Here is a 12824-nt window from a genome sequence, read left to right as displayed (position 1 = left end):
ATCACGCTGTCGGCGAGCGGAGCGGCCTGGTGCGGTCAGGCGGCGAGTTCGCCGGCCTGGAGTTGCCAGAGGGATGCGTAGAGTCCGTGCCGGGCGATGAGTTCGTCGTGGGTGCCCTGTTCGGCCACGACGCCGCCCTTGTCCATGACGTAGATCCGGTCCGCGTGGCGGACGGTGGAGAGCCGGTGGGCGATCACGACCATCGTGCGGTCGGCCGCGAAGACCCGGAGCGTGCGCTGGATGGCGGCCTCGGTCTCGTTGTCGACGGCCGAGGTGGCCTCGTCGAGGACGACGACCGGCGAGTCCTTGAGGATCGCCCGGGCCAGGGCGATCCGCTGCCGCTGGCCGCCCGAGAGGGCGGCGCCGCGTTCACCGATCACGGTGTCGTAGCCGTCCGGCAGCGTCGCGATGAAGGTGTGGGCCTCGGCCATCGTGGCCGCCTCCACCAGGGCCTCGTCCGAGGCGCCGAAACTGCCGTAGCGGATATTGTCGGCGATGGTGCCGTCGAAGAGGAAGGCGTCCTGGGCGACGAACCCGATCGCGTGGCGCAGGTCGCGTCGGCGCAGGTCGCGCACGTCCCGACCGTCGAGCAGCACGCTGCCGGACTCCGCGTCCTGGAAGCGCATCAGCAGCTTGGCGACGGTGGTCTTGCCGGAGCCGGTGGCGCCGACGAGGGCGGTGACCTGCCCGGCGGGGATGGTCAGCGAGAGGTCCTCCAGGACCGGCGGCCGTCCGGGGTAGGCGAAGGTCACGCCGTCGAGGACGATCTCGCCCTTCACCGTCGCGACGTCGAGCGCTCCCCCGGTGCCCTCGGTCTCGGCGGGCAGGGCCTCCAGCCGGTGGACCCGGTCGTAGGCGGCGAGCGTGCGCTGGTACTGGTCGACGATGCCGCCGAGCCGGTTCATCCGCAGCATCACCATCTGCGGCAGCCCGATGAGCGGGCTGAACACCTCGAACCGCAGGGTGCCGTCGAGCACCGAGCGGCCGCCGAGCAGCAGGGTGCCGGCCATCGAACTCGTCGTGCAGACCCGGACGACCTCGGCGTGCCGGATCGTGCCCCGGTCGGTCTGCCGGTTGCTCTCCTGGGCTTCCCCGCTGAGCCGGTCGATGCGCTCGGCCTCGTAGTCCTCGGTGCAGAAGCTCTTGACGGTGGCGCCGGCCTCCAGGGTGTTCACCAGCTGGCTGTGCAGCCTGGCCCGGCGCTCGCCGGAGACGGCGTAGTCGGTCGCGGCCCTGTCCTGGTAGCGGAGCGACAGCCAGGCGATGACCGGGATCGGCAGGAACGCGATCCAGGCGATCTGCGGGGCCAGCAGCAGGAACGCCGGCACCAACAGGGCCAGGCTGGTGCCCAGTTGCAGCACGTCGTTGGCCGAGGTGGCGAAGAAGCTGCCCAGCTGCCGGACGTCGTCGGTGAGCACGCCGGCGATCCGGCTGGTCCGCTCGCCTTCCAGCTGCCCCAGTTCGAGGTGCTGCACATGGGCGTAGGTGCGGCCGCGCCAGTCGTGCTCGATGTCCTGGCCGAGCCCGCGCCACTGGAGGTTCGAGGCGTACGAGAGGCCTGCCACGGCGGCGCAGGCGACGGTCACCAGCCCTGCCAGGCCCCAGAGTTGGGAGGCGGCGGTGGTCAGCCCGAAGCGGACCAGCGGCGCGGCCTCGCCCTTGATGAGGACCAGGGCGGTCCAGCCGAGGAAGGTGCCGAGCGCCATCTCCGAGACCTGGCAGGCGACCGAGAGCGCGGAGGCCCGGTAGAGGCGCCGGCGGTGCGGCCCGACGACCTCCCGCAGCGGGTGCCGGCCGCTGCCGGACCCGGACAGCTCCCTGGTCCGCTCGACCGCTCGACGCCATGCCGTCCGGACGACGGCGGCCGTCGCGACGGCGACCCCGCCGAGTGCCACCAGCTGCCTGCTCAGCGCCGACCCGCGGATCAGCGCGAGGCCGGCCGCCGCCCCGCCGCCCACGGCGAGGACGGGGCGCAGGACGGGAACGCGGTCCGGCCGCGTCCCCGGTCCGGCGGCGGGCCGGGCCGCCACCGGCGGGGCGGTCCTGACGGGACCCGCCGCGACCCGGGCGACCACCCGGCGCAGGATCCGGCCGACGTCCGCGGCGGGCAGCCGCGGTTCGTGCCGGACGAGGACCCCACCGGTGATCGGGTTCGCCTGCGCCTCGGTGATCCCGGGGACGCGACGCAGCGCCGCCGCGAGGACTTCGGCCGTCCTCGGCCGTCCGAGGACCAGCTTGACGTCCCAGCGCTGGCGGCCCGGAATGACCGAGCGCGGGCTCACGTCCGGATCCACGGAGCGGAATCCGGCCGCGGCACCCAGCAGAGATGGCATGTGTACGATCACCTGTTTGCAGAGGTCGCGGACGATCCGCCATCGGGCATGACGGAACACTGCGACGGAGCGGAATTCTGAACGGGCGGCCGATGCGGCCGGAAGGCCCTCGGCCGACCGCCGCGTGGACACGGCGCGCGAGTTCGGTCGCGGCGTGCGTCCAGGCGGCGGGTCAGGACATGATGGTGCGTCAGTGTGCCTTTCCGGCACCGGCGTTCGCGCGAATCTTCGGCGCCCTCGCCTCGGCGTCGCCCGGGGCGGTCGCCCCGGCCTTCTCTTCGAACGGGGCAGTGGCCTCCGCGGCGCGGTGGCCCTCACCGGAGGCGACCTGGGCCGCCACCACGTCGGCGGCCACCTCGGCCGCGAGGTCGTGGATGTTCTCGCCGGCCTCGTGGGCGGCCTTCTTCACCTCCATGACGATGCCGACGGACGTCTTGACGACACCGCGCACCAGTGGCTTGAGGAGGCGCTTGGCCAGCGGCGCGACGACGAGACCGATCAGGAACGGCGGAACTACGGGCGGCATGGTGTTCCCATCTCTCTACGCAGACGGATGACAGGGGATCCGGGCGCTTCGGACTCCGGAGCGCACACAGCAGAACGGACGGACGTACCCGCCTCGCGGGATGACCGGTTCCCCTCGCGGATTTCCCGCGGAACCGAAACTCCTCGCCGATGGGGTCCACCGCCCGATCCTCCGTCACCGTAGTCGAGTCGAGCTCACCAAAACCAAATGCTCCCAAGGGGATTCACTCGTGCGAGTGCAATCTGAACATAACCCAGAACGATCGCTTGTATGTACGCCAAGCAATTTGTCAGATAGTAATATTTATTGATCGGCTACGACCTTCAGCTCCCGCGCGACCCGCCGGCGCAGAGTGGGGAACGGCAGCGCGCCACCTCCCAACACCGCCTCGTGGAAGGCCCGCACGTCGAACCCGGCACCCCGGCCGGCCTCCGCCTCCGCCCGCAGCCGGACGAACTCCAGGTAGCCCGCGCGGTAGGAGAGCGCCTGCCCCGGCAGGTCCGTCGAGTACCGCAACAGGTCCGAGGCGATCTGGCCGTCCTCCTCGGTGGAGTTGGCGCGCATGAAGTCCCGCGCCCCCGCCAGGTCCATCGTCCCGAGGTTGAGCCCGGTGTCGACGACGAGCCGCTGCGCGGTGAACCGCTCCTGCGCGAGACGCCCGTAGGCGTCCCACGGGTCCTCGTAGAGGCCCATCTCCCAGCCGAGCCCCGCCGCGTACTCGGCCCAGCCCTCGTTGAACGCGCCGAACTCCGCCGCCTCGCGGCGCAGTCGCGGCAGCGCGGCGTCCTCCGCCTGCCGGGCGAGGTGGAAGTGGTGCCCGGGCGCGAGCTCGTGGTAGATCAGGGAGGCCGAGCCGATCAGGGAGCGCCGGTCCAGGTCCGAGCCGTTGTAGCGGTAGCGCCCGACGGCACTGGCCGCGGTCGGGGCCTCGTAGTACCCGAAGGTCATCCCCGGCTCCAGCGCCGGGTCCAGCCGGGCCAGCCCGTACGGGGCGGCGGGCAGGACGGCGAACCACTGCGGCAGCCGCGGCTCCAGCCGGTCGAGGTGGCCGCGGAACCGGGCCTCGACCTCCTCGGGCGTCCGGGCGTACAAGCGGGGCTCGGTCCGCAGCCGCTCGTGGAACCCGGCCTCGGTGCCGTGGAAGCCGAGGGCCTCGCGCACCTCCCGCATCCGCTCGGCCAGTTCGCGGCACTGGTCGCGGCCGAGCTCGTGCAGCCGCTCGGGCCCGGTGTCGCTCCCGGTGTGGGTCCGGACGAAGTCCCGGTAGGCCTCCTCGCCGCCCTCGTAGTGCGCCCACCCGACGTCCCGCGGCGCCCCTCCCGGGTACGCCGGGTCGTCGACGCACCCGAGCAGCCGGTCGAAGGCCGGCGCCAACTCGGCCTCCACCAGCCGCCGCACACCGTCCCGGAGGCGTCCGCGCCCGGCCGGCCCGAGCCCACCGAGCCGGTCGTCCGCCACCGTGACCCGACGCCCGGCGGAGGACCGCAGGCCCTCGACCGTGGTCCGCACCCCGGCCAGTGCCGGCGCCGGCACCCGGAAGCCGCGCGCGGCCTGGCCGGCCACCTTGTCACCGATCGAGCCGACCACCCGCGCGAGGTCGTGCACCAGCGCCACGTACCGTTCACCGTCGGCTGGTTCGGCGAATCGGAAGGCGCCCAGGACGGCATCGACGTACAGCGACAGCGGGAAGAGCCGGTACGGCGTGGCGGCGGGCGTCAGCCAGTACCACCGGTGGGCGCGCAACTCCTGTTCCGCCAGCGCCACGAGGACGGCCGCGGTGTCGGCATCGGCTCCGGACAGCTCCGCGCCGTCCAGCGGCCGCATCCGCTCCAGCACGCTGGCCGCGAACCGCTCCCGCTCCTCGGACTCGGCGAGCGACGCCCCCGGCAGCGAGTCGACCGGGAGCCCCTGGCGGACCCGCAGCAACGGCTCCCGCTCCAGCAGGAACTCCCAGTAGCGGTCCGCCAGGTGGCCGACCTCACGGCCCGGATCGTTCGTCGTCATGTCGACACAGTGTGGCGATGGCGGACGGCCAGGTCACCCGGCCGACGGCGGACAGGCCCCGACACCCCTCGAAAGAGTGAACCAGGGGCACTCCGCCGCCGCGCCCCGCGCCCCGGCGCCCACCGCTCCCCACAAGGCGGGAGCACTGCGCCCCTTGAATCGAACACGCCTTTCCCCCATGTGAGTTGACTCGCCATCGCCAAGGCCCGGTGGCACCATGACGCCATGCTCCGTCGCCCCCCGCCGGCCGCCCTCGCGGCCACCCTGACCGCTGCCGCCCTCGCGCTCAGCGGCTGCGGCAGCACTGCCACGTCCTCGACGAGCACCCCCCTGGTGGACCGCGGGACCGTCCGGATCGCGGCGGCCGGCGAGACCCCGAGCTTCGACCCGTACTCCACCTTCGGCGCCTCCCAGGCCCGCTACGCCTACGACTCCCTGGTGAACGTCGCCCCCGACGGCACCCTGGTCACCGGCCTGGCCACGTCCTGGCAGGCCACCGCCACCACCGCCGACTTCACCCTCCGCCCGGGCGTCACCTGCTCCGACGGCACACCCCTCACCGCCTCCGCCGTCGCCCGGTCCCTCAGCTACGCGGGCGACCCGGCCAACCAGCTCGCCGGCGCCCAGACCGTCCTGCCGAACGTCCCGTTCACCGCCACCGCCGACGACGCGACCGGCACGGTGTCGGCGACCACCACCGCCCCCTTCCCGTTCCTCACCCGCAGCATCGGCCTGCTGCCGATCGTCTGCCCGGCCGGCCTCGACCACCCCCGGTCGCTGGACCGCACCACCCAGGGCACCGGCCCCTACGTGCTCACCCGCTACACCCCCGGCGGCCCGTACGAGTTCACCGTCCGCGACGGCTACACCTGGGGGCCCGCCGGGGCGAGCACCGCGGCGCCCGGCCTCCCCGCGCGCATCGTCATCTCCGTCGTCCCCCAGGCCTCCACCGCGGCGAACCTGCTGCTCACCGGCGGCGTCGACATCGCGAACGTGAACGGTCCCGACCGCGCCCGGCTCACCGGCCACGGCCTGGCCGTCACCGACGTGGCCACCGTGGTCGGGCTGACCTTCTTCAACCAGCGCCCCGGCCGGGCCCTCGCCGACCCGGCGCTGCGCCGCGCCCTGGTCTCCGCCCTCGACCGCCAGGGGCTCGCCAACGTCGCCGTCGGCGGCACCGGCCGCCCCGCCGGCGCCCTCGGCGCCGAGGGCGCCGTCTGCCACGCCGACCTCGCCGACGCCAACCTGCCCGCCCAGGCCGGCGCCGAGGCCCTGCGCGCGGCCGGCTGGACCCGCTCCCCCGGCGGCCCGCTCACCAAGGACGGCCGGGCGCTGCGGCTCCGCCTGATCACCAGCCCCGACCTCGGCCCGACCCTCTCCTCCGTCGCCGAGCTGATGGCCCGGCAGTGGACGGCGCTCGGCGCGCGGGTCGACCTGGTCACCGAGAGCCTGCCCGCCCTCGTCAACGCCATGTACCAGAGCGCCGACTTCGACGTGGTGGTCGGCACCTCGCCGGGCTTCGCGCTGCCGGTCGGCTTCATCCCCTTCTTCTCCGGCCCCACCCCCGCCCAGGGCCTCAACTTCGCGGGCGTGCGCAACCCCGAGTACGACGCCCTGGTCGCCCAGGCCCTCCGGGAGACCGACACGACGGGCTGCGGCACCTGGAACCGGGCCGCCGCCGCGCTCTTCCGCGCGGCCGACGCCCTGCCGATCGCCGACGGCCGCAGCGGCGTGTACGGCCACCGCACCACCTTCACCACCACCTTCGGCGGCCAGCTCGTCCCCACCAGCATCCGCCTCCACCAGTGACCGGGGCCACCATGTCCGTACCCCGCCTGCTGCGGCACCCCTGGACCGTGTTCCTCGGCCGCCGCACCGTCCGGCTGCTCCTCTCCCTCGCGGTCGTCCTCACCGCCTCGTTCGCGATGATCCGCCTCGTCCCCGGCGACCCGGTCCGCGCCGCGCTCGGCGTCGACGCCGCCCCCGCCCTGGTCGCCGCCCGCAGACACAGCCTCGGACTCGACGCGCCGTTCCTGTCCCAGTACCGGCACTACCTCGACGGCCTCCTGCACGGCGACCTCGGCACCTCGCTGACCACCGGGACACCGGTCGCGGAGCTGGTCGGCACCCGGCTGCCCGCCACCCTGGAGATCGCCGGGCTGGCCTTCCTGGCCACCCTCGCCGTCGCCCTGCCCGGCGGCCTGCTCGCCGCCGTCCGCACCCGCGACGGCCGCCGCCCGCGCACCGAGCTGGCGTTCACCGCCGTCACCGCCGGCCTGACCGGGGTCCCGGACTTCGTCCTGGCCGCCGGACTCACCGCGCTGCTGGCCGTCGGCCTCCAACTCCTCCCGGTGGCCGGTGCGGCGGGCGTCGAGTCCTTCGTCCTGCCGGTCCTCGCCCTCTCCCTCGCGCCCACCGCCGTCCTGCTGCGCATCGTCCGGGTGGAGGCGCTGAAGGTGCTGGACGAGGACTACCTGCGCACCGCCCGGAGCAAACGGCTGTCCCCCGCGCGGTACTACCTGCGGCACGCGGCACCGAACACGGCCACCGCCGCGCTCACCGTCGCCGGGAGCCTGCTGCCCGGCCTGATCGCCGGCACCGTGCTGGTCGAGAAGGTCTTCGCCTGGCCCGGCATCGGCTCCGCCCTGGCGCAGTCCGTGGTCGCCCAGGACTACCCGGTGGTCCAGGCGATGGTGCTGGTGCTGGGCACCACCGTGCTGCTCGCCGGCCTCCTGGTCGACGTGCTGCTCGCCGTGCTCGACCCCCGCTCGGCGATCAGGGAGATGTGACCATGAGCCTTCCGACCGGCCTCCGGCGCTCGCCCATGGCCTGGGTCACCGCCGTCATGCTGGCCTCGCTCGTCCTGCTCGCGCTGGCCGGACCGCTGGTCTGGGGCGCGGCGGCCGAGCGCCCGGACCCCTCGGCGGTGCTCCAGGGGCCGTCCGCGGGGCACCCGTTCGGCACCGACAACCTCGGCCGGGACCTGCTCGCCCGGGTCCTGGCGGCCACCCGGCCCTCCCTGCTGCTCGCGCTGGCGGCCGTCCTGCTCGGCGCGAGCGCGGGGGTCCTCCTCGGGGCCGCCACCGCCGTGCTCGGCCGGCGCGCCCGCCGGCTGACCGCCGGACTGGTCAACCTCCTGCTCGCCTTCCCGGCGCTCCTGGTCGCGATGTTCCTCGCGGTCGTGTTCGGCGCGGGCGCCGCCGGGGCGATGCTGGCCCTCGCGGCCGCGGGCGTCCCCGGCTTCGCCCGGCTCGCCCAGACCCTCGCCGCCGGGGTGGCGGGCACCGACCACCTGGCCGCGGCCCGGGTCCTCGGCCTGCGCCGCCTGCGGCTGCTGTGGCGGCACGTCCTGCCCAACATCGCCGAGCCGCTGCTCCTGGCCACCACCACGGCGGCGGGGACCTCCCTGGTCGCGCTCTCCGGGCTGAGCTTCCTCGGCCTGGGCGTCCAACCGCCCGGCTACGACTGGGGACAGCTCCTCAACCAGGGGCTCGACCGCGTCTACGCCGAGCCGCTGCCCGCCCTCGCACCCGGTCTGGCCATCCTCTACGCGGCCCTGACCTTCCAACTGCTCGGCGAGGTCCTGGCCGGGAGCGTCGCCCGGCGCGGCCCGGCGCCGCGCACGCCCGTACCGACGCCCGCCGCGAGCGGCCCCGCCGAGGACGGCCTGGTGCTCCAGGTCGAGGACCTCCACGTCGAACTCCCCACCCCTGACGGCGTGATCCGGCCGGTGCGCGGCGTCAGCCTCGCCCTGCGGCCGGGCGAGACCGTCGGGCTCGTCGGCGAGTCGGGGTCGGGCAAGTCGCTCACCGCGCTCGCCATCGCCGACCTGCTGCCGTACGGCGCCCGGGCGCCCCGGCGCACCCTGCGGCTGCTCGGGGCCGACCTCGCCGCCCTGCCCCCGAAGGAACGGGACCGGCACCTCGCGACGGGCCTGGCGGTGATCTTCCAGAACCCGGCCTCGGCGCTCAACCCGTCCCTGCGGATCGCCACCCAGCTCACCGAGACCGTCCGGGCCCACCGGGGCGCGAGCCGTGCCCGGGCCGCCGCGGAGGCCGCCGAAGCGCTGCGCCGGGTCGCCCTCCCCCCGGCGCTGCTGCGCTCCCGCCCCCACCAGCTCTCCGGCGGCCAGCGCCAGCGCGTGATGATCGCCTCCGGGCTGATGGTGCGTCCGGGCCTGATCATCGCCGACGAGCCGACCACCGCGCTCGACGTCACCGTGCAGCGGCAGATCACCGGGCTGCTGTCCGAGATCCGGCGGGACACCGGCGCCGCGATCCTGTTCATCAGCCACGACGTCGCGCTCGTCGGGGAGTTCTGCGAACGCGTCCTGGTGATGTACGCGGGCACCATCGTCGAGGCCCTGCCCGCCGACCGCCTCGCCGACGGCGCCCGGCACCCCTACACCCGGGCCCTGGTCGCCTCGGTCCCGGAGCTCACCGCCGACCGCGACCGGCCGCTGCGGACCGTCGACGGCGCACCGCCCGACCCGCTGCTACCCGCCCCGGGGTGCGCGTTCGAGCCCCGCTGCCCGCGCCGCCGGGACCACTGCGCCGAGCAGGCCCCGCCGCTGGAGGACCTCGACGCCGGCCACCGGGTCGCGTGCTGGTCCCCGGTACCGGTGGCGGCGGACCCGGAGACGGTGACCGCGTCATGACCGAACTCCAGGTGACCGGCCTCACCGTCCGCCACCCCGGCCCGCGCGGCCCGGTCACCGCCGTGGACGGCGTCTCGCTGGAGGTCCCGTCCGGTACGACGCTCGGGCTCGTGGGCGAGTCCGGCTCCGGCAAGTCGAGCCTGGCCCGCGCGATCGTCGGCCTCACCCCCGTGCACGCCGGCCGGGTCCTGCTCGACGGCCGGGAGGCCCGCACCCGCACCGTCCGCGACCGCCGCCGGCTCGGCCGCCTGGTCCAGGTCGTCCTCCAGGACCCGGACACCGCGCTCGACCCGCGGATGACGGTCCGCCAGACGCTCGTCGAAGCGGCCACCGTCTTCCGCCGACTCGACCGGCCCGCCCGCGCCGAGCGCGTCACCGAACTGCTCGGCCTCGTCGGCCTGGACCCGCGGCTCGCCGACCGGCTGCCACGCCGGCTCTCCGGCGGGCAGCGCCAACGGGTCGCCATCGCCCGCGCCCTGGCCGTCGAACCCGGCCTGCTGATCGCCGACGAGATCACCTCGTCGCTCGACGTCTCGGTGCAGGCCTCCGTGCTCAACACGATCCGGGAACTCCAGCGGCGGCTCGGGCTGTCCATGCTGTTCATCGGCCACAACCTGCCGGCGGTCTGCCACGTCTCCGACGCGGTGGCGGTCATGCGGCACGGCCGGATCGTCGAGACCGCCCCCACCGGAACCCTCCTGCGCGCCCCGAGGCACCCGTACACTCGGACGCTACTCGCCGCCGTGCCGAGCCTGCGCACGCCGCCGCCCGGGGAGGGGCCGCCATGACCGACGTTCGACCGGACGCCGTGGTCGTCGGAGCCGGGGTGATCGGCGCCGCCGTCGCCCTCGAACTCGCGCGCGCCGGGCGGCAGGTGGTCGTCGTGGACAAGGCGGGCGCCGTCGGCCACGGGTCCACCAGCGCCTCCAGCGCGATCATCCGCTTCAACTACTCCACCTTCGCGAGCGTCGCCACCGCCTGGGAGGCGCAGCACCTCTGGACGTCCTGGCCCGACCACCTGCGGCTCACCGGCCCCCGCCCGCTCGCCGCCTTCCACCGCACCGGCGCCGTGCTGCTCGACTCCCCCGAGGTCGACCCCTCCGAGACCGCCGCCCTGTTCGAGCGCGCCGGCGTCCCGTACGAGCGGTGGGACGCCCCGACGCTGCGCAAGCGCCTTCCCGGGATCGACCCCGGACGGTACTGGCCGCCGAAGCCGGTGGACGACGACGCCTTCTTCGCCGACCCGTCCGGCGAACTCGGCGCCCTGTTCACCCCGGACGCCGGATACGTCGACGACCCCCGGCTCGCCGCCCTGAACCTCGCCGACGCCGCGGTCGCGCTGGGCACCCGACTCCTCCTCCACCACACCGTGGTGGCCGTCGACCGGCACGCGGACCGGGTCACCGGCGTCCGCCTGGCCGACGGCTCGCGGATCGCCGCACCCGTCGTGGTCAACGCCGCCGGCCCGTGGTCGGGCGGCCTCAACCGGCTGGCGGGCGTCGGCGACGACTTCACGATCGGTGTGCGTCCGCTGCGCGAGGAGGTCCACCAGGTCCCCGCACCGGACGTCCGGACCGCCGACCCCTTCCCCCTGGTCGCCGACCTCGACGTCGGCACCTACGTCCGCACGGCCCCCGGCGGGCAGCTCCTGGTCGGCGGGACCGAGCCGGACTGCGACCCGCACGAGTGGATCGACGACCCGGACGGGGCCGATCCCCGCCCCACCGCCCGGCGCTTCCGCACCCAGGTGACCCGGGCGGCACGCCGGTTCCCGGCGCTCCGGGTCCCCAACCGGCCCCTCGGCGCGGCGGGCGTGTACGACGTCGCCGACGACTGGACCCCGATCTACGACCGCACCGCCCTCGACGGCTACTACGTGGCGATGGGCACCAGCGGCAACCAGTTCAAGAACGCCCCGCTGGTGGGCCGCTACCTCGCCACCCTGATCGACCGGGTCGAGGCCGGGCACGACCACGACGGCGACCCGGTGCACTTCCGCTGCGACCACACCGGCACCGTGGTCGACCTGGGCGCCTTCTCCCGCCGCCGCCCGGTCCGGACGGACTCCGCGCGGACGGTCATGGGCTGATCGCGGGCAGCTCGCGCACCAGGTCCCCGACCACGCCGACCACGAACTCGGGCGCCTCGTGCGGGAAGTCGTGACCCGTCCCCGCCGGTGTGTACACCAGCCTCGACGCCGTCGACGCCGCCAGGTAGCGGACCCTGCTGCGGAGGTAGAAGCGGCTGATCCGCTCGGCCTCGACGGCGTCCCGGGCACCGGCCAGCACCGCCTCGCCGCCGATCAGGTCCCGCGGTACCACCAGCACCAGCGGCAGGTCCCCGAGATCCCCGTCGTACACCACGGTGTCCCAGCCCACCTGTGCCAGCCCGGACGGCGACAGCTCGGCGAAGATCGACGCGGCGGCGCAGCACGGCCCGGTCCGGCCGCCGGGGCCCCGGTGCGCGCCGAACAGCTGCCGCACCGCCATCAGCAGGACGCCCCGGCGCAGCGCCGCGAGCTGCCCGTTGGGCGGCGCGAAGGCGATGACCTCCAGGGGGGTCGGGTCCAGCAGGACGAGCCCCGCCACCAGGTCCGGCCGGCGCCTGGCCACGTTCGCGACCAGCAGCCCGCCGAAGGAGTGGCCGACGAACACGAAGGGTGCCCGCTCCCCCGCCGCCTCCAGCGCCGCCGGCAGCTCCGCCGCCTCGGCCGCCGTCGTCCGGGGGAACGGCCCGACGTCGCTCCAGCCCGTCCCCGGGCGGTCGACCAGCACCGACCGGGCCTGGGCCGACAGCATCGTGTGCAGCTCGCGGAGGTCCTCGCCGGGGGCGTGCCCGCCGGGCATCCAGACCACCGTCGGCCCCGCCCCGGCCCGCCCCTCGGCGAGGACGTGCATCCGGTGACCGCCCACGTCCACCAACCGCCCCGGCGGCGGATGCGCCCGCGCCTCCCGGGCCACCAGCACCAGGTGCCGAACGGCCCCGGCCGCCAGCAGCACCCCGACGGCCAGCGCCAGGCCAGCGAGTGCCACCGACCAGGCCGCCCCCACCGCGAGGAGGCCTCCGCCCGCCGCCGCCACCGCCAGCGCGACCGGCGCCCCGATCCAGTCCCGGCTCACCACCGCGAGCAGGGAGTTCGCCATTCGTCCGTCCCGTCGCATCGGCCCTCCGCGACAGCAGCGCGTCCGACAACTGCCCCCTGGCCTTCTCTTTCCCGCCCGCTCGTGCCCTCACCCTGATCAACTCCCCCACAGTCCGGCATTCCGGGCCCCGGACGCACCCGGGGCCGGGCCGGTCGGCTGCC

At 75.1% G+C, this 12824-nt stretch carries 9 protein-coding genes; 5 read left to right on the top strand and 4 right to left on the bottom strand.

The features are described from left to right. Nucleotides 1–35: 35 nt before the first annotated feature. The 3 genes from ACLWS4_RS28370 to ACLWS4_RS28360 form a co-directional block, all read right to left on the bottom strand. Nucleotides 36–2333 (bottom strand): ATP-binding cassette domain-containing protein, encoded by a 2298-nt coding sequence (locus ACLWS4_RS28370; protein ID WP_416875595.1) that lies wholly within the window; start codon nt 2331–2333, stop codon nt 36–38. Between the two features lie 190 nt (nt 2334–2523). After that, the gene (locus ACLWS4_RS28365) at nt 2524–2859 is read right to left on the bottom strand and encodes a DUF5132 domain-containing protein (RefSeq protein WP_074005859.1); all 336 of its coding nucleotides are present in this window, start codon (nt 2857–2859) and stop codon (nt 2524–2526) included. 303 nt (nt 2860–3162) lie between these two features. After that, on the bottom strand, nt 3163–4863 hold the full coding sequence (locus ACLWS4_RS28360; protein WP_416875594.1) for a DUF885 domain-containing protein: 1701 nt from the start codon (nt 4861–4863) through the stop codon (nt 3163–3165). Between the two features lie 225 nt (nt 4864–5088). On the opposite strand from ACLWS4_RS28360, the gene ACLWS4_RS28355 reads away from it, so the two are divergent. Genes ACLWS4_RS28355 through ACLWS4_RS28335 form a run of 5 tightly spaced genes read left to right on the top strand, consistent with a single transcriptional unit; the run spans nt 5089 to nt 11609 of the window. Further along, nucleotides 5089–6672 (top strand): ABC transporter substrate-binding protein, encoded by a 1584-nt coding sequence (locus ACLWS4_RS28355; protein WP_416875593.1) that lies wholly within the window; start codon nt 5089–5091, stop codon nt 6670–6672. A gap of 11 nt (nt 6673–6683) precedes the next feature. Beyond that, nucleotides 6684–7652, top strand: a complete 969-nt coding sequence (locus ACLWS4_RS28350) for an ABC transporter permease (RefSeq protein ID WP_416875592.1) — start codon at nt 6684–6686, stop codon at nt 7650–7652. 2 nt (nt 7653–7654) lie between these two features. Next, on the top strand, nt 7655–9520 hold the full coding sequence (locus tag ACLWS4_RS28345) for a dipeptide/oligopeptide/nickel ABC transporter permease/ATP-binding protein (RefSeq protein ID WP_416875591.1): 1866 nt from the start codon (nt 7655–7657) through the stop codon (nt 9518–9520). Then, a complete protein-coding gene (locus ACLWS4_RS28340) occupies nt 9517–10308 on the top strand; it encodes an ABC transporter ATP-binding protein (protein WP_416875590.1) in 792 nt (263 codons plus the stop codon). The genes ACLWS4_RS28345 and ACLWS4_RS28340 overlap by 4 nt, the downstream gene beginning before the upstream one ends. Beyond that, nucleotides 10305–11609 carry an NAD(P)/FAD-dependent oxidoreductase gene (locus tag ACLWS4_RS28335; protein ID WP_416875589.1) on the top strand — a complete coding sequence of 435 codons (1305 nt, stop codon included), beginning with the start codon at nt 10305–10307 and terminating at the stop codon, nt 11607–11609. The genes ACLWS4_RS28340 and ACLWS4_RS28335 overlap by 4 nt, the downstream gene beginning before the upstream one ends. Here ACLWS4_RS28335 and ACLWS4_RS28330 read toward each other — a convergent pair. Continuing rightward, complete coding sequence (locus ACLWS4_RS28330; RefSeq protein WP_416875588.1) at nt 11599–12663, bottom strand: alpha/beta fold hydrolase; 1065 nt, start codon at nt 12661–12663, stop codon at nt 11599–11601. The genes ACLWS4_RS28335 and ACLWS4_RS28330 overlap by 11 nt on opposite strands. Nucleotides 12664–12824 lie beyond the last annotated feature (161 nt).

The organism is Kitasatospora sp. SC0581, assembly GCF_048159585.1.
Lineage (GTDB): Bacteria > Actinomycetota > Actinomycetes > Streptomycetales > Streptomycetaceae > Kitasatospora.
The sequence above is the reverse complement of the archived record's forward strand: the minus strand, read 5'-3'. Positions and strand labels throughout refer to the sequence as shown.